15 protein-coding genes and 5 tRNA genes are annotated in these 16,769 nt (G+C 73.9%); 12 read left to right on the forward strand and 8 right to left on the reverse strand.

Annotation, left to right across the window (positions count from 1 at the left end; all coding sequences use genetic code 11):
* Positions 1–54: 54 nt before the first annotated feature.
* Positions 55–453 (forward strand): hypothetical protein, encoded by a 399-nt coding sequence (locus ACIGO8_RS19840; RefSeq protein WP_399731971.1) that lies wholly within the window; start codon positions 55–57, stop codon positions 451–453.
* A 12-nt stretch (positions 454–465) separates the two neighbouring features.
* On the opposite strand, the gene ACIGO8_RS19845 is transcribed toward ACIGO8_RS19840, so the two are convergent.
* Together ACIGO8_RS19845 and ACIGO8_RS19850 are read right to left on the reverse strand one after the other, a co-directional pair.
* A complete protein-coding gene (locus ACIGO8_RS19845) occupies positions 466–828 on the reverse strand; it encodes a hypothetical protein (protein WP_399732439.1) in 363 nt (120 codons plus the stop codon).
* Between the two features lie 113 nt (positions 829–941).
* Entirely contained in the window at positions 942–1,304 is a 363-nt protein-coding gene (locus ACIGO8_RS19850; RefSeq protein ID WP_399731974.1) for a hypothetical protein, read from the reverse strand.
* A 693-nt stretch (positions 1,305–1,997) separates the two neighbouring features.
* On the opposite strand from ACIGO8_RS19850, the gene ACIGO8_RS19855 reads away from it, so the two are divergent.
* The 8 genes from ACIGO8_RS19855 to ACIGO8_RS19890 all read left to right on the forward strand — a co-directional run bounded on the left by ACIGO8_RS19855 (position 1,998) and on the right by ACIGO8_RS19890 (position 12,705).
* Positions 1,998–3,056, forward strand: a complete 1,059-nt coding sequence (locus tag ACIGO8_RS19855; protein WP_399731976.1) for a methionine ABC transporter ATP-binding protein — start codon at positions 1,998–2,000, stop codon at positions 3,054–3,056.
* Positions 3,053–3,721 carry a methionine ABC transporter permease gene (locus ACIGO8_RS19860; protein ID WP_399731980.1) on the forward strand — a complete coding sequence of 223 codons (669 nt, stop codon included), beginning with the start codon at positions 3,053–3,055 and terminating at the stop codon, positions 3,719–3,721. The genes ACIGO8_RS19855 and ACIGO8_RS19860 overlap by 4 nt, the downstream gene beginning before the upstream one ends.
* Before the next feature lie 87 nt (positions 3,722–3,808).
* Complete coding sequence (locus ACIGO8_RS19865) at positions 3,809–4,666, forward strand: MetQ/NlpA family ABC transporter substrate-binding protein (RefSeq protein ID WP_399731983.1); 858 nt, start codon at positions 3,809–3,811, stop codon at positions 4,664–4,666.
* A gap of 151 nt (positions 4,667–4,817) precedes the next feature.
* The gene (locus tag ACIGO8_RS19870; RefSeq protein ID WP_399731986.1) at positions 4,818–5,453 is read left to right on the forward strand and encodes a GNAT family N-acetyltransferase; all 636 of its coding nucleotides are present in this window, start codon (positions 4,818–4,820) and stop codon (positions 5,451–5,453) included.
* A 57-nt stretch (positions 5,454–5,510) separates the two neighbouring features.
* Positions 5,511–6,728 (forward strand): precorrin-6y C5,15-methyltransferase (decarboxylating) subunit CbiE, encoded by a 1,218-nt coding sequence (gene cbiE / locus ACIGO8_RS19875; RefSeq protein ID WP_399731989.1) that lies wholly within the window; start codon positions 5,511–5,513, stop codon positions 6,726–6,728.
* 282 nt (positions 6,729–7,010) lie between these two features.
* The gene (gene cobT, locus ACIGO8_RS19880) at positions 7,011–10,430 is read left to right on the forward strand and encodes a nicotinate-nucleotide--dimethylbenzimidazole phosphoribosyltransferase (protein ID WP_399731992.1); all 3,420 of its coding nucleotides are present in this window, start codon (positions 7,011–7,013) and stop codon (positions 10,428–10,430) included.
* A gap of 175 nt (positions 10,431–10,605) precedes the next feature.
* Positions 10,606–11,838 (forward strand): uroporphyrinogen-III C-methyltransferase, encoded by a 1,233-nt coding sequence (cobA, locus tag ACIGO8_RS19885; protein ID WP_399731997.1) that lies wholly within the window; start codon positions 10,606–10,608, stop codon positions 11,836–11,838.
* 51 nt (positions 11,839–11,889) lie between these two features.
* Positions 11,890–12,705, forward strand: a complete 816-nt coding sequence (locus ACIGO8_RS19890; RefSeq protein WP_399732000.1) for a TrmH family RNA methyltransferase — start codon at positions 11,890–11,892, stop codon at positions 12,703–12,705.
* 243 nt (positions 12,706–12,948) lie between these two features.
* On the opposite strand, the gene ACIGO8_RS19895 is transcribed toward ACIGO8_RS19890, so the two are convergent.
* Positions 12,949–14,136: a protein kinase gene (locus ACIGO8_RS19895; protein WP_399732002.1), complete on the reverse strand. Its 1,188-nt coding sequence runs from the start codon at positions 14,134–14,136 to the stop codon at positions 12,949–12,951.
* 447 nt (positions 14,137–14,583) lie between these two features.
* Here ACIGO8_RS19895 and ACIGO8_RS19900 point away from each other — a divergent pair, with 447 nt between their 5' ends.
* From ACIGO8_RS19900 to ACIGO8_RS19910, 3 genes are all read left to right on the forward strand, one after another.
* Positions 14,584–14,751 carry a hypothetical protein gene (locus ACIGO8_RS19900; RefSeq protein WP_399732005.1) on the forward strand — a complete coding sequence of 56 codons (168 nt, stop codon included), beginning with the start codon at positions 14,584–14,586 and terminating at the stop codon, positions 14,749–14,751.
* 146 nt (positions 14,752–14,897) lie between these two features.
* Positions 14,898–15,872 (forward strand): phosphotransferase, encoded by a 975-nt coding sequence (locus tag ACIGO8_RS19905; RefSeq protein ID WP_399732006.1) that lies wholly within the window; start codon positions 14,898–14,900, stop codon positions 15,870–15,872.
* A gap of 40 nt (positions 15,873–15,912) precedes the next feature.
* Positions 15,913–16,191, forward strand: coding sequence for a zf-TFIIB domain-containing protein (locus tag ACIGO8_RS19910; RefSeq protein WP_399732009.1), 279 nt, complete (start codon positions 15,913–15,915; stop codon positions 16,189–16,191).
* Between the two features lie 51 nt (positions 16,192–16,242).
* On the opposite strand, the gene ACIGO8_RS19915 is transcribed toward ACIGO8_RS19910, so the two are convergent.
* From ACIGO8_RS19915 to ACIGO8_RS19935, 5 genes are all read right to left on the reverse strand, one after another.
* Positions 16,243–16,317: transfer RNA gene (locus tag ACIGO8_RS19915), tRNA-Val, on the reverse strand.
* Between the two features lie 28 nt (positions 16,318–16,345).
* Positions 16,346–16,417 (reverse strand) — tRNA-Val (locus ACIGO8_RS19920).
* Positions 16,418–16,451: 34 nt separating this feature from the next.
* A tRNA-Val gene (locus ACIGO8_RS19925) sits at positions 16,452–16,523 on the reverse strand.
* 1 nt (position 16,524) lies between these two features.
* Positions 16,525–16,598: transfer RNA gene (locus ACIGO8_RS19930), tRNA-Cys, on the reverse strand.
* 39 nt (positions 16,599–16,637) lie between these two features.
* A tRNA-Gly gene (locus tag ACIGO8_RS19935) sits at positions 16,638–16,710 on the reverse strand.
* Positions 16,711–16,769: the final 59 nt, after the last annotated feature.

The raw sequence follows: 16,769 nt of genomic DNA on the forward strand, positions 1-16,769 counted from the left end.
CGCACCCGTTCGCCGACGCCGCTTTCGTCCACGCCGCTCCCGGAAGGCACTTCGATGCACTCGCTCACCCACCGCTGGCCGACGCTGGTCGCGCTGGCCCTGGCGGGCCTCACGTTCGTGGACGGCATGCCCGCGCCCGCGTTCCTCGCGGGCGTCCTCGTCACGATGCCGCTGTTCTACCTGCTCTTCGGCGCGCTCCGCGGCGAGCTGCGCCCGGGCCGGGTCCTCGCCGTCCAGCTCGCCGCGCTCGCCGGCTTCGCCGCCGTCGCCCTGCTGGCCGTGACCGTGGCGGGCGCCCTCGGGCTCCTGGTCCTGGCGGCCGGCTGGCTCGGCCACGCCGGGTGGGACGCCGTGCATCACCTCAGGGCCCGCGTCGTGCCCCGGGCGTGGTCGGAGTGGTGCGGCGTCTTCGACGCCTGCGGCGCGCTGGCCCTGGTGCTGGCCGCGCTGTAGCCGGACGTGGCCTCAGGCGGTACGGGACCGGCGCAGCCACCAGATGCCGGTCAGCGGCAGCAGCACCGGGATGAAGACGTAGCCGTAGCCGTAGTCGGACCAGACGGTCGCGTCGGGGAACGCCGAGGGCTCGACCAGCGTCCAGGTCCCGACGGTCAGCACGCCCGCGAGTTCGGCGGCGCAGCACACCAGCGCCGCCTTCCGGGCCGTCTCCCCGCCCCGTACCAGCGTGTAGGTGATGAAGGCGTAGACCACGGCCGCCACCGCCGACAGGCCGTAGGCGAGCGGGGCACGGTCGAACTCGGTGGCGATCTGGTAGATCGAGCGGGAGACCGCGCCGACCGACATCACGCCGTACAGCCAGACCAGCAGCATGCCCGGGCCCTTCACCAGGCGTCCGGCCTCCCGGCCCCGGCCGTGGTCCTGGCCCTGGCCCTGCTCCTGACCCTCACCCCGGTCGCGGCCCTCGGTCTCGGTCGTGGTCATGGTCAGCCCACCGTCCAGATGTCGTAGAGACGCACCTCGAGCACGGCGAGGACGACCGCGCCGGCCGCCACCGTCGCCGAGCCCCACTTGCTGCGCTCGGTCAGCGACATGAGCCCGGCCGCCGGGACCGCGCACAGCGCGCCCAGCAGATAGGCGAGGAAGATCGTCGTGCCCTCCTCGGCCTTCTCGCCGCGCGTCAGCTGCACGATGCCGACCACCAGCTGCACCAGGGCGAGGAAGGTCACCACGGCCATGCCGATGAAGTGCCAGTCCTTGGTGGACTGGTTCCGGGTGAAGGCGAAGCCGCACCAGGCGGCGAGCGCGAGCGCGGCCACCGAGACCGCGACCGTCAGGGCGTCAAGCATGCGCCCGAGGGTATTACGGGTCGAATGGCCCGATGCGCGCGGCCCCCGCACCCCGGCCCGCCCGGCCGGGCCCGGAAAGTCCCGCCCGGCCCGCCCGCCCGGCCCGCGACGACCGACCGCCCGGCCCTCGACGCCCGTCCGCCGGCTCCCGGCGACCGACCCGGCCGCTCGCCGCGTCGGCGACCGTGGTCTTGACCACAACCCGGCGCCGCGAGCTCCCGGCGACGGCCCGCCCGCGGACGTGACCCACCACGCGTCCGCCCAGGCCACACCTGAGGGAGCGGACCCCGCGCCAGCCGCCCGCGCCGCCCTGGACTGTCCGCATGGCGTCTCACGCATGTCCGCTATGCGGACAGCTCCCTTTCGTTCGCACGTTTGCATGCTTTACTTGCAGCCATGACCACGACGAGCAGCCGCATCCTTGCGACCGAGGCGAACACGACGCCCGGTGCTTGTCGTACGTGTCGAATGTGCGCCGTCTGAGGGCCCCCGCCAGCGACTCGCGCCCCGAAGCGAGCCCGACGGACCGCCGGTCCACCCGCCGCCCAGGCGCCGGACCGAGCCCCGCCCCGCGCACCCGCTGCCTCCCGGCCACCAGCCGCGACAGCGACCGCCTGCGCCTGACTGTCCGAACGACGAATGCCCCGTGCCCGGCGGACCCCGCGCCGCGCACTCGACAGTGACGGAAACCCTGTGATCACCACTTCGGGCCTGACCAAGGTCTACGAGTCGCGAGGCCGCCAGGTCACCGCTCTGGACGACGTCGACCTCCACGTTCGCGAAGGCGAGGTCTTCGGCGTGATCGGCCAGAGCGGCGCCGGCAAGTCCTCGCTCATCCGCTGCGTCAACCTCCTGGAGCGCCCCACCTCCGGCACCGTGACCGTCGACGGCGTCGACCTCACCGCCCTCGCCGGAAAGGGCCGCCGCGCCGGCAAGGACCTGCGCCGCGCCCGCAGCAGCATCGGCATGGTCTTCCAGCACTTCAACCTGCTGTCCTCGCGCACCGTCAAGGACAACATCGAGCTCCCGCTGGAGATTTTCGGCCTCTCCGGCGCCGAGCGCACCCGCCGCGCCCTCGAACTCCTCGACCTCGTCGGCCTCTCCGACAAGGCCAAGGCCTACCCGGGCCAGCTCTCCGGCGGCCAGAAGCAGCGCGTCGGCATCGCCCGCGCCCTCGCCGGCAAGCCCAAGGTCCTGCTCTCCGACGAGGCCACCAGCGCCCTCGACCCGGAGACCACCCGCTCCATCCTCCAGCTGCTGCGCGACCTCAACCAGCAGCTCGGCCTCACCGTCCTGCTCATCACCCACGAGATGGACGTCGTCAAGACCATCTGCGACTCCGCCGCCCTCATGCAGAAGGGCCGCGTCGTCGAGTCCGGCACCGTCTCCGAACTGCTCGCCACGCCCGGCTCCCAGCTGGCCGCCGAGCTCTTCCCGGTCAGCGGCGCCGCCACCGGACCCGACCGCACGGTGGTCGACGTCACCTTCCACGGCGAGACCGCCACCCAGCCGGTGATCTCCCAGCTCTCCCGTACGTACAACATCGACATCTCGATCCTCGGCGCCGCCATGGACACCGTCTCCGGCCGCCAGATCGGCCGCATGCGGATCGAACTCCCCGGACGCTACGAGGACAACGTCGTCCCGGTCGGCTTCCTGCGCGAGCAGGGCCTCCAGGTCGAGATCGTCGAGCCCGGCGACGAGCAGACGGCCGCCGAGGCGCCCGTGCTGGTGAAGGAAGGTGCCAAGTGACCTGGTCCGAGATGCAGCCGCTGCTCGAGCAGGGCACCGTCGACACCCTCTACATGGTCCTGTGGGCCACCGTCGTCACCATCGTCGGCGGCCTGCCCCTCGGCATCCTCCTCGTCCTCACCGACAAGGGCGGACTGCTGCAGAACCGGCCGGTGAACAAGGTCGTCGGCGCGATCGTGAACGTGGGCCGCTCGCTGCCCTTCATCATCCTGCTGATCGCCCTGATCCCCTTCACCACCTTCGTCGTCGGCACCTTCATCGGCCCGACCGCGATGATCGTGCCGCTCGCCATCGGCGCCATCCCGTTCTTCGCGCGCCTCGTCGAGACCGCGATCCGCGAGGTCGACCACGGCCTGGTCGAAGCCGTCCAGTCCATGGGCGGCGGCATCCCGACCATCGTCCGCAAGGTGCTGCTCCCGCAGGCCCTGCCCTCGCTCGTCTCCGCCGTCACCACCACCGTGATCGTGCTCATCGGCTACTCCGCCATGGCCGGCGCGGTCGGCGGCGAAGGCCTCGGATCCAAGGCCGTCACCTACGGATACCAGCGCTTCGACACCACCTTCATGCTGGTCACCGTCGTCGTCCTGGTCGTGATCGTCACGGTCGTCCAGCTCATCGGCGACGGCGTCGTCCGCCTCCTCGCCCGCCGCGGCCGCACCGTGTGACCCGGCAGCCCCCGACTTCGTAACCCGAAGAAGAGCCCGGACTTGTTGTCCAGGCGTCCACCGCTCCACCGGAAAGAGGCACTCTTCGTGCGCAAGAACATCAAGCTCACCGCGGGCATCGCCGCCACCGCCGCACTCGCCCTCGGCCTCACCGCCTGCGGCACCTCCTCCGACCCGTCCTCCGCCAAGGACGCGGCCGGCTCCGCCGACAAGCCGCTCGTCGTCGCCGCGTCCCCGACGCCGCACGCCGACATCCTGAACTTCGTCAAGGACAAGCTCGCCGCGAAGGAGGGCCTGAAGCTGGAGGTGAAGGAGTTCACGGACTACGTCCTGCCGAACACCGCCACCGAGACCGGCCAGGTCGACGCCAACTTCTTCCAGCACAAGCCGTACCTCGACGACTTCAACAAGAAGAACAACACCCACATCGTCCCGGTGGTCAACGTCCACCTCGAGCCGCTCGGCCTCTACTCCAAGAAGCTCGGGACGGTCAAGGACATCAAGGCCGGCCAGACCGTGGCCGTGCCCAACGACACCACCAACGAGGGCCGCGCCCTCCACCTGCTCGCCGACAACGGCCTCATCACCCTCAAGGCGGGCGTCGGCACCGACGCCAAGCTCTCCGACATCACGGACAAGAAGGGCCTGGAGTTCAAGGAGCTGGAGGCCGCCACCGTGCCCCGCGCCCTGAACGACGTCGACGCCGCCGTCATCAACGGCAACTACGCCATCGAGGCCAAGCTCGAGCCCGCCAAGGACGCCCTCGTCCTGGAGAAGGCGGAGGGCAACCCCTACGCCAACTTCCTCGCCGTCAAGCAGGGCAACGAGAAGGACGCCCGCGTCCAGAAGCTCGTGAAGCTCCTCAACTCGCCCGAGGTGAAGAAGTACATCGAGGACACCTACAAGGGCTCGGTCGTCCCGGCCTTCGGCACCCCCGCCTCGTAGGACCCGCCGTACCGCCCACGCGGTACGGTCCGGCCAGAAGGCCCCGCGCGCCCCGTCCGGCGCCCGGGGCCTTCGGCTCACCCGCGCATGCGCGGCGGCGGCCCGATGCTGCATGCTGTGCGTTCACGGTCATTCACGTATGGAGCTGCGCATGACTACCACCTTTCCGGACGTCTCCATCAGCACGGACCGGTTGGTGCTGCGCCCGTACGAAGAGGCCGATATCCCCGCCTTCGTGGAGATGATGAACGACGAACTCGTCGTCGCCTGGACCTCCGTCCCGCACCCCTACACCCGTGCCGACGCCGAGGAATGGGTGCGCAGGATCGCTCCTGCGGAACGGACCGAGGGCCGCGGCATCGTCTTCGCCGTCACCGAGTTCCTCACCCAGCGCCTCGTCGGCACCCTCCACCTCCACAGCACCAACTGGCGCACCCGCGCCACCGAGGTCGCCTACGTCACCGCACCCTGGGCCCGGGGCGAGGGCTACGCCACCGAGTCCGTCCTCGCCGCCGCCCAGTGGCTGTTCGGCGACCGCCGCTTCGAACGGCTCGAACTGCGCACCGCCGCCGACAACACCGCCTCCCAGCAGGTCGCCCAGAAGGTCGGCTGCATCAGCGAAGGCGTCCTGCGCAACGCCTGGATAGCGCGCAGCCAGACCGAGACCGGCGAATGGACCGACATCCGCACCGACCTCATCGTCTGGAGCCTCCTCCCCGAGGACCTGGACGGCGTCGCCGATCAGCTGGCCGACGCCGGCTTCTCCACCTACGCCGACTGGAGCTGACCGCCCAGGTAGGCTCGATCCGCCCCCGACCTGCACACACTCAGGAGACAGACGCAGATGGCCGACCGGGTCACGGTGATCGGCTGGGACGGCTCGCCCCTCACCGCCGCCGCCAGGTCCGCCCTCGGCGCCGCCACGCTCGTGGCCGGCGCCGCCCACCACTTGGCCCTGCCCGAAGTGCCGGCCCGCGCCGAACGCATCCGCCTCGGCAGCGTCGACCTCGCCGCCCGCCGGATCGCCGGCCACCGCGGCACCGCCGTCGTCCTCGCCGACGGAGACCCCGGCTTCTTCGGCGTCGTCCGCACCCTGCGCGCTCCCGAACACGGCCTCGAGGTCGAGGTCGTGCCCGCCGTGTCCTCCGTCGCCGCCGCCTTCGCCCGGGCCGGCATGCCCTGGGACGACGCCCGCGTCGTCGTCGCCCAGCAGCGCACCCTGCGCCGCGCCGTCAACGTCTGCCGCGCCCACCCCAAGGTCGCCGTCCTCACCTCGCCCGGCGCCGGACCCGCCGAACTCGCCCTCCTCCTCGAAGGCGTCCACCGCACCTTCGTCATCTGCGAGGAACTCGGCACCGACCGCGAACAGGTCACCGTCCTCACCTCCGACAAGGCCGCCGACCACGCCTGGCGCGACCCCAACGTCGTCCTCGTCATCGGCGGCAGCTCGGCCGGCGGCTGGCTCATGGGCCACGACACCCCGGCCGTACGCGGCTGGGCCCTGCCGGACGAGGAGACCGACGGCCGCCGCACCGGTCAGGACCCCACCCTGCGCGCCGCCCAACTCGCCCGTCTCGGCCCCCGCGTCGGCGACCTCGTCTGGGACATCGGCTGCGCCGAGGGCGCCTTCTCCGTCGAGGCCGCCCGCTTCGGCGCCGCCGTCATCGCCGTCGACACCGACCCCGAGGCCTGCGCCCGCACCGAGGCCGCCGCCCGCCGCGCCGGAGTCCAGCTCCAGGCCGTTCACGGCCGCGCCCCGCACGTCCTGGAACGCCTGCCCGAGCCCGACGTCGTCCGCATCGGAGGCGGCGGCGTCGCCGTCGTCACCGCCTGCACCGACCGCAGGCCCGAACGGATCGTCGCCCACGCCGCGACCCGCGACGAGGCCGAGGCGATCGGCGCCGCGCTCGCCGACGGCGGCTACGAGGTCGAGTGCGCCCTGCTGCAGACCGTCGGCCTCGACCCGGCCGACTGGACCGAGCGCGCCCGCTCCGTCGTCTTCCTGCTGGCGGGCCGCCGGACCGACCCCACCCGTGATCGTGTCGCCCCGGCGGCGGGGTAGGCTGGCCGATTGTTGTACCGCACCCGGACGTTCGGTGGTTTGTTCGCCAATGTCCGGAAGTGGCGGCCTCATTGGGCCGCTGATGTGGTACGGAGCAACGGGGGGACGGCGCGACGTGGCGCAGTCCACAGCGCACCGTGGCGGATCCGCCTGCCACGATGGCCGAAGGCCGCGACAATGCAGGGGTGTCCGCGCGTCTCGTGCCGCGCGGCGCGCACGCTCGTTCTTGTCGACGGGCGAAAGGTCTGAAGGAGCACAACCGATGGGCGAGGGGTACGCAGCATGACGGACACCGGCCAGATCCCGGGCGAGGGGCTGCCGGAGAACTCAGGCATGGTCGAGCAGCCGGGCATCCCCGCACCGGACGCGTACGCCTTCCTGGACCCCTCCGAGAACGCAGCCGAGGACGACGACCTGCTCCTGATGCCGGGCGCCCAGGGCGCCTGGAGCGAGCACCAGCCGGGCATGATGCCCGCCCCGCCGGTCACCGTGCCCGCCCCGGCCCCCGTCGTCGACCCGCTCACCGCGCCCCTGGAGCAGGTCACCGGTGCCACCCCGCCGCAGGGCGTGCCGGTGCCGCAGGGCACCCCGGCCCACGGCGTGCCCCTGACCGCCGACCACGGATACGAGCCCGGTGTCCTCGACACCGGTGCCCACGAGGCGGCCGGCCGTGACTCCGGCTCCGTCGACCTGGGCGCGGTCCGTACGCCCGCGCCGCAGAACGCCCAGACCCCGCCGCCCGCCCGCCGCCCGCTGCACATGGGTCCGCCGCTCCCGGACGCCTCCGGCGGTGTGGTGCGTTCGCTCGCCGACCGTGGCCCGGCCGCCGCCCCGGCCCCCCAGCCCGCGCCCGTCCAGGCTCCGGCCGCCGCCGCGACGCCCGCCCCGATGCCGGTCCGGACCCCCGGTCCGCCGACCACCGGACCCGAGTACCTGGACATCCCGCAGGACCAGCAGACCGCGCCGCAGGGCGCCGTGCCGTGGCCCGCGCAGCCGCAGGAGCCGCAGGCCCAGGCCGCCGCGGCCGCAGAAACGGTCGTCCCGCCGGTCGCCCAGTTCGTGCCCGTCGAGGGCTCCGTCCCGACCGCCCCGCACCTGGCCCCGACCCCGGCCCCGGAGCAGTCGGTCCAGGAGCAGCCGGAGCAGCCGGTGCAGTCGGTGCAGGAGCAGCCGGCGGCCGAGGAGCCGGCCGTGGCGGAGGCTCCCGAGCCCGTGGCGGAAGCTGCCGAGCCGGTCGCCCAGGAGGCGACGGTCGCCCCGGAGCCGGTGGCCGAGGAGGCCCCGGTCGAGGAGGCCGCGGCCCCGGTCCCGGCTCCCGAGACCGCGGCCCAGGAGGCCGCCGAGGCCGTCGCGACCGCCGAGGTCGTCGCCGAGGTCGTCGCTGAGCCCGCCGCCCAGGCCGTCGTCGCCCAGGAGGAGCCGGCTCCGATTCCCGCTCCGCGCGAGCCCGAGCCGGAGGCCCGTGCCGAGGCCCCGGCCGAGGAGCCGCAGCCGGCGCCCGCCGAGCCGAACGCCGAACCCCCCGCGCCCGTCGCCGAGGTGCCCGTCGCCGAGGTGCCCGCCGAGGCTCCGGTGGCGGAGCAGCCCGCCGTCGCGGAGGCGCCCGTCGCGGAGCCCGTGGCCGAGGGGCCTGCCGCCGACGCCCAGCCCGAGCCGGCCGCCGAGGCTGTCGTGGAGGACGTCCCGGCCGTCGTCGTCGCCCAGGAGGCCCCGGCCGCCGATGCCCAGCCGGCCGAGCAGCCCCAGCCCGCCGAGCCGGCCGCCGAGACCGCCGAGCAGCCGGTCGCCGCGGAGCAGGTCGCCGCCGAGCCCGCGGAGCCCGCCGAGGCCCCCGAGCCGGCCGCCACCGAGCCCGCCGCCGAAACCGCGGAGACCGCCGAGCAGCCGCCCACCGAGCCCGCCACCGACGAGGCCCCGGCCACCGAACCCACCGCCGACGAGGCCCCGGCCGCCGCCGCGGACGAGGTCCAGGACCGTGCCCCGGGCTACGACGAGGCCGAGCGCGAAGCGGTCCTGCGCGTCATGCGCGAGCGCCGCGACATCCGCAACGGCTTCCGTTCCGACCCGATCCCGCACGAGGTGCTCCTGCGCGTCCTCGAGGCGGCCCACACCGCGCCCAGCGTCGGCCACTCGCAGCCCTGGGACTTCGTCGTCATCCGCAGCGCCGAGACCCGTCGCACGATGCACGAGCTCGCGACGCGCCAGCGCGAGGCGTACGCGAAGTCGCTGCCCAAGGGCCGGGCCAAGCAGTTCAAGGAACTGAAGATCGAGGCCATCCTCGACACCCCGGTCAACATCGTCGTGACCGCCGACCCGACCCGCGGCGGCCGGCACACCCTCGGCCGCTACACGCAGCCGCAGATGGCCCCGTACTCCTCCGCGCTCGCCGTCGAGAACCTCTGGCTCGCCGCCCGCGCCGAAGGCCTCGGCGTCGGCTGGGTCAGCTTCTTCGACGAGCGCGAGATGGTCCGCGCCCTCGGCCTGCCCGAGCACCTCGAAGTGGTCGCGTACCTCTGCGTCGGCTACGTCGACGAGTTCCCGGAGGAGCCCGAGCTGATGCAGGCCGGCTGGTCCAAGCGCCGTCCGCTCAGCTGGGTCGTCCACGAGGAGACGTACGGCCGCCGCGCGCTGCCCGGCGAGGAGCCGCACGACCTGCTCCAGGAGACCGTCGCCAACATCCGCCCGCTGGACGCCAAGGCGCTCGGCGAGGCCTGGGAGCGCCAGAAGCGCATGACCAAGCCCGCCGGGGCCCTGGGCATGCTGGAGATCATCTCCGCGCAGCTCGCCGGGCTCTCCCGGGTCTGCCCGCCGCCGATCCCGGAGCCGGCCGCCGTCGCGATCTTCGCCGGCGACCACGGCGTCCACGCCCAGGGCGTCACCGCCTGGCCCCAGGAGGTGACCGGCCAGATGGTCGCGAACTTCCTGGGCGGGGGAGCGGTCTGCAACGCCTTCGCCAACCAGGTCGGCGCCGAGGTGTGCGTCATCGACGTCGGCGTCGCCTCCGACCTCCCCGCCACCCCGGGCCTGCTCCCGCGCAAGGTCCGCCCCGGCACCGCCGACTTCACCATCGGCCAGGCCATGACCCGCGAGGAGGCGATCGCGGGCATCGAGGTGGGCATCGAGACCGCCCGCGACCTCGTCGCGGCCGGCAACAAGGCCCTGCTCACCGGCGAGATGGGCATCGCGAACACCACCTCGTCGGCCGCCCTCATCTCGGTCTACACCGGCGTCGACCCGGCCGAGGTCACCGGCCGCGGCACGGGCATCAACGACGAGATGCACGCCCGCAAGGTGGACGTGGTCCGCCGTGCGCTCGACCTCCACAAGCCCGACCCGGCGGACCCGATCGGCGTCCTCGCCGCGATCGGCGGCCTGGAGCACGCGGCGCTCGTCGGCCTGATCCTCGGCGCGGCCTCGCTGCGCACACCGGTCATCCTCGACGGCGTCTCCACCGGCGCGGCCGCCCTCGTCGCCCGGGCCATCGCACCCGAGTCGCTCGCCGCCTGCATCGCCGGCCACCGCAGCGCCGAGCCCGGCCACGTCGCCGCGCTCAACAAGCTGGGCCTGCGCCCGCTGGTCGACCTCGACCTCCGCCTCGGCGAGGGCACGGGCGCGCTGCTCGCGCTCCCGGTCGTCCAGAGCGCCGCGCGCGCCATGCACGAGGTGGCGACCTTCGACTCCGCGGGCGTCACCGAGAAGTAACAGCCCACCCGGCACGTCCTCCCTCCCCGCCGCACGGGAGCGGGGGACGTGCCGTACGTCCCCCTTCACCGACCGACGGCGCTCGGCCAGGGACATCCGTCACAGCGTGAAAACCCCAGGTCACCGATATCGTGTGGTGCGCACACGCACCGCCCCTCCGAGGAGCCGCCCGCCCATGGCCGAGCACGCCGAGCACCCCGCCTACCCCGTCGGACTGCGCCTCGCCGGCCGCCGCGTCGTCGTGTTCGGCGGCGGCCAGGTCGCCCAGCGCCGGCTCCCCGCGCTCATCGCCGCGGGCGCGGACGTCGTCCTGATCAGCCCTTCGGCGACGCCCTCGGTGGACGCGATGGCCGAGACCGGCGAGATCACCTGGATCCGGCGCCGTTACGAGGAGGGCGACCTCGCCGGCGCCTGGTACGCCCTCGTCGCCACCACCGACCCGGTCGCCAACGCCGCCATCTCCGCCGAGGCCGAGCGGACCCGGACCTGGTGCGTGCGCTCCGACGACGCCGAGGCGGCCACCGCCTGGACCCCGGCCACCGGCCACAGCGAGGGCGTCACGGTCGCGATCCTGACCGGCCGGGACCCGCGCCGCTCGGCCGCCGTCCGGGACGCCGTCGTCGAGAGCCTGCGCGACGGCTCGATCGCCGGCCCGGCGCACCGCGCCCGTACGCCCTTCGTCGCCCTCGTCGGCGGCGGCCCGGGCGACCCGGACCTCATCACCGTCCGCGGCCGCCGGCTGCTCGCCGAGGCCGACGTGGTGATCGCCGACCGCCTCGGCCCGCGCGACCTGCTGTCCGAGCTGCCGCCGCACGTCGAGGTGATCGACGCGGCGAAGATCCCGTATGGCCGTTTCATGGCCCAGGAGGCCATCAACAACGCGCTCATCGAGCACGCCAAGCAGGGCAAGTCCGTCGTCCGCCTCAAGGGCGGCGACCCGTTCGTCTTCGGCCGCGGCATGGAGGAGGCCCAGGCGCTGGCCGCCGAGGGCATCGCCTGCACCGTGGTCCCGGGCATCTCCAGCTCCATCTCGGTGCCGGGCGCGGCCGGCATCCCGGTCACCCACCGCGGCGTCGCGCACGAGTTCACCGTCGTCAGCGGCCATGTGGCCCCCGACGACCCGCGCTCGCTCGTCGACTGGGCCTCGCTCGCGAAGCTCACCGGCACGCTGGTGATCCTCATGGGCGTCGACAAGATCGGCAAGATCGCCGAGGCGCTGATCGCGCACGGCAAGGCGCCCGACACGCCCCTCGCCCTGGTCCAGGAGGGCACCACGGCCACCCAGCGCCGCGTGGACGCCACGCTCGCGACCGTCGCGGAGACGGTCAGGGCCGAGGAGGTCCGCCCGCCGGCCGTGATCGTCATCGGCGACGTGGTCAACGAGGGCCCGGACAAGCCGCTCGCCTGAGAGCGATCCGTACACATTGGCACCACCCACCGGACAAGGCAGTATCACCCCGTGGCCGAACTCATCACGATCGACGACCCCGACGACCCGCGTCTGCGCGACTACACCGGACTGACCGATGTCGAGCTGCGCCGCAGACGCGAGCCCGCCGAGGGCCTGTTCATCGCGGAGGGCGAGAAGGTCATCCGCCGCGCCCGGCAGGCCGGGTACGAGATGCGGTCGATGCTGCTCTCGGCCAAGTGGGTCGACGTGATGCGCGACGTCATCGACGAGGTCCCGGCGCCGGTCTACGCGGTGCAGCCGGACCTCGCCGAGCGCGTCACGGGCTATCACGTGCACCGCGGCGCGCTCGCCTCGATGCAGCGCAAGCCGCTCCCGGACGCGCCGACGCTGCTGGCCACGGCCCGCCGGGTGGCGGTCATGGAGTCGGTCAACGACCACACCAACATCGGCGCCATCTTCCGCAGCGCCGCCGCGCTCGGCATGGACGCGGTGCTGCTCTCCCCGGACTGCGCCGACCCGCTCTACCGCCGGTCCGTGAAGGTCTCGATGGGCGCGGTGTTCTCCGTCCCGTACGCGCGTCTGGACACCTGGCCGCGCGGCCTGGAGGCGGTCCGGGAGGCGGGCTTCAAGCTGCTCGCGCTGACCCCGGCCGAGCGGGCGGCCTCCATCGACGAGGCCGCCCCGCACCGGCTGGAGCGGGTGGCGCTGATGCTGGGCGCCGAGGGCGAGGGCCTGTCCACGCAGGCGCTGCGGGCGGCGGACGAGTGGGTCCGCATCCCGATGGCGCACGGCGTGGACTCCCTGAACGTCGGAGCCGCGGCCGCGGTGGCGTTCTACGCGGTGACGAGCGGCCGCCCGCAGTAGCCCGGCCGGGCGCGTGACGCCGTAACGGCGGCCGACTGCGCCGCGCGGGGCCCGGCGCCGTACCGGCGTACGGCGGTGGCCCGCCACACCCGACTGGCCTGCCGCGCCCGACGTGTATCGGCGTACGGCGGTGGCCCGCCGCGCCCGACACCTGTCGTCGTACGGCGTTGCCGCCCGCGCGCCGCGGCCGTATCGGCGACGCCCGCCGTGTCGCGGCCCGGCGTCCTCCCGCCGTTCCGGCCCTCAGCCCTGCAGGGCCTGCGCCGCCGCGATGCCCAGGGCGACCACGAGCGTCACCACGACGAAGACGAACAGCCGCTGCCGCAGCAGCCGCGGGTTCGCGGGCCGGCGGCCTGTGGAGGTGGAGCGTGCGCCGGGCCGGGTCCCGGGGCGCGTACCGGGACGGGAACGGGCGGCCTGCCCGCCGCCGGTGCGCGGCGCCGTCCCGGCCGGCCGGCGTCCCGCCGTCGGACGGTCCCCGCCCCGCTCCTCGCCGCGCCCGGCGGACCGCTCCGTCGTCCGCTCCGTGTACCGCTCGGTCGGCCGGACCGTGTTCCGCTCCTCGGCCCGCTCCCGCTGGCCCGGCGGCCGGGCGGCCGCGGGCAGGCCCTGGGCCTCGCGCGCGGCGATCTCCTTGAGCCGCATGGACAGCTGGAGCGTGCTGGGACGTTCCTCCGGATCCTTCGCGAGGCAGGCCCGTACGAGCGGCGCGAGCGCGTCCGGCACACCGTGCAGCTGCGGCTCCTCGTGGACGACCCGGTAGAGCATGACCTCGGAACTGCCGTGGCCGAAGGGCGAGTCGCCCATCGCCGCGTACGCGAGCGTCGCGCCGAGCGAGAAGACGTCGGTCGCCGGTGTGACGGCCGCGCCCCGCACCTGCTCGGGCGCGAGGAAGCCGGGCGATCCCACCGCGGTGCCGACGTGCGTGAGCGTGCTCGCGCCGGTGGCCCAGGCGATCCCGAAGTCGATGATCCGGGGCCCCTTGGGCGACAGCAGGATGTTGGACGGCTTGAGGTCCCGGTGGACGACACCCGCCTCGTGGACGGCGACCAGGCCCTCCGACAGGGCCGCGCCGATCGCGGCGACGTCGGCGGCCCGCAGCGGACCCTCCTCCGCGACCCGGTCGTGCAGCGAGGGCCCGGGCACGTACTGGGTGGCGAACCAGGGCCGCTCGGCCTCCAGGTCGGCGGCGACGAGCCGCGCCGTGCAGCCGCCGCGGATCCGCCGGGCGGCGGACACCTCGCGGGCGAACCGGGAGCGGAACTCCTGGTCCTCGGCGAGGTCGGGCCGGATCACCTTGAGCGCCACGCGCTGTCCGCGCCGGTCGGAGCCCAGGTACACGACTCCCATGCCGCCGGCTCCCAGCCTGCGGTGGAGCCGGAAGGTCCCGACGATCCGCGGGTCCTCGCGCCGGAGCCGCATCATCGCCATGTCCGTCCCCTCGTCCGTTCGACGTGGCACAGCTTACGTACCCCCGCCCCGGCGTGCTCACAGGCCGCGCCCTCGGGGCCGCATCGATTGTCAGTGCTGAGGGGGACACTTGAGGAGCGGTCAGCTGTTCCCTCCCTCAACGCCCGCGCCGACCAGGGCGGTTGAGCCGTCGCCTCTTCGGTGCCCCGCGCCCGTGGGCCAAACGTGAGCGAGGTCACGCCGCCCCGCCGGCCTCCTCAGGGAAGACCCTCAGTCCGGGGGATTCTTCTCCACCCAGGGGAGTACGCCGGACGGCGGCTCGTCATCCTCCGGGAGGCCCGGAAGCCGGTACGCGGGCATGACGCCCGGGCGGCGCCCGCTGCCTAGTGTGGAGGTCAAGCGGCGGGTGCAGCACTCGTCCCCCGAGGTCACCGCACCCGCCGCGTCCGACACGACAGGAGAGGAACCATGGCGTACCCGGCCACGCGGATCGCATCCCGCCCTTCGAGCCGCCGTCACCCGCTGGTGGCGACCGCCATGGTCCTCCCTCTCGCGGCCCTGCTCGTGGTCGTCTTCGGCGGCTGGGACGCGGTGGTCACTCAGGCGTCGTCCGTGGGCGTGATGCTGGGGCGCTGAACGGCGCCCCGGACCCGGGAGAGCGGCCCGGGTCGGGGACATCCGGCCGAGAAACCCCGTGGGGACGGGGGTGCGGCGGACGGCAGCGTGCGGCCGGTCAGCTGGGGAGCTGACCGGCCCTCGCGCTTTTCCGTAGGCTCCTGCCCGTGGAGGAGACCGCTCTCGTACAGCTGCACGCCCTGGCCCGCGCCGCCGCGCACCCGGCGGCGGCGGCCGCGCCGTGCCCGTGTCCGGTCGGGGTCCTCGCGGACCGGGACGACGGAACGGTCGTACGCCACGGCGGCCTCGTCCTGAAGGCGCACGCGCCCGGGAGCGACACGGCCCCGCTGCGCGCCCGGGTGGCGGTCGCGGCGGCGCCGTCCCTCACCGACGTCCTCCTGCCGCCGCTCCCGAGTCCCCGGACGGCCCTCGACGACCGCCCGCTCACGGCCTGGCCGTACGGCACTCCCGTCGACCCGGAGGCGCCGGACGCGGCTCCGTGGGAGGAGGCCGGCCGCCTCCTCGCCCGGCTGCACCGGACGCCCGCCCCGCCGAGGCTGCCGGCGATGCGGGCGCCGGTGAAGGCGGCGCTCGCCGTGGAGCGGATGCTCCGCGCGGCCCCGGACCACCCGGCCACCGCCACCGTGCTGCGCGCCTGGCGCACCGTCCCGGCCCCGGCCGCCGGCGCCGGGCCGCTCGCCCTGTGCCACGGCGACTTCCACCTGGGCCAGCTGGTGCGCGCGCCCCACTGGCGCCTGATCGACGTCGACGACCTCGGCGTCGGCGACCCGGCCTGGGACCTGGCCCGCCCGGCGGCCTGGTTCGCGGCCGGGCTGCTCGCGCCGGAGGTCTGGGCGCGCTTCCTCGGCGCGTACGAGGCGGCCGGCGGCACCGCGACCGGTGCCCCGTCCGCCGGTGCCCCGGCGGCCGGCGGCCCCGCGGCCGGCGCGGCGCGCGGTGGCGACCCGTGGGTCAGGCTCGACGTCCCGGCCCGCGCCCTGACCGTCCAGACCGCGGCGCTCGCCCTCGCCAAGTCCACCGCCGAGGGACGCCCGCTGGACGAGGTGGAGCACGTGATGATCGACACGTGCGCCCGAATCTCTTCGCTCCGAACCGAGTTGCCCCCGCCGGCGTCCCCATAAAGTGAGAGCACCATTCGAACGGCAGGGAGTTGAGCCCAGCATGCAGTGTCCCAAGTGCCACGCGCCCATGCACACCTACAACCGCAACGGCGTCCAGATCGAGCAGTGCAGCGGCTGCCGCGGCATCTTCCTGGACTACGGCGAGCTGGAGGCCCTGACCCGCCTGGAGTCGCAGTGGGTGCAGCAGGCCCCGCCGCCGCAGGCCTACCCGGCGCAGCCCGCGGCCCCGGCCTGGGGCGCCCCGCACCAGGGCGGACACCACGGTCACCACGGCCACCACGGGCACCGCGGCTTCGGCCGGATGCTCTTCTCCTCCTGAGCGACACGAAGAAGCCCCCGGCCGCGAGAAGCGGCCGGGGGCTCTTGTGTATGGTGCGCGATACTGGGATTGAACCAGTGACCTCTTCCGTGTCAGGGAAGCGCTCTCCCGCTGAGCTAATCGCGCGGGCACACCCGGGGGTGCGGTTACTGCGTGCGCGATACTGGGATTGAACCAGTGACCTCTTCCGTGTCAGGGAAGCGCTCTCCCGCTGAGCTAATCGCGCGGGGGATCCGGAGATCCAGGACCCGAAGGTCCAGTGGACGATACTGGGATTGAACCAGTGACCTCTTCCGTGTCAGGGAAGCGCTCTCCCGCTGAGCTAATCGTCCTTGGAGGTGGAGACGGGATTTGAACCCGTGTAGACGGCTTTGCAGGCCGTTGCCTCGCCTCTCGGCCACTCCACCAGGAGTGAATACGGGGGTTCGGGAAGATCCCCCACATCGAGCGGACGACGAGATTCGAACTCGCGACCCTCACCTTGGCAAGGTGATGCTCTACCAACTGAGCCACGTCCGCTTGTCGTTTCCGTTTCGCTTGCGCGTCCCGGCGACGTGTTGAACTCTAGCGGATTCCTG

The sequence above is a fragment of the Streptomyces sp. NPDC053493 genome (assembly GCF_044544825.1).
Classification (GTDB): Bacteria; Actinomycetota; Actinomycetes; order Streptomycetales; family Streptomycetaceae; genus Streptomyces.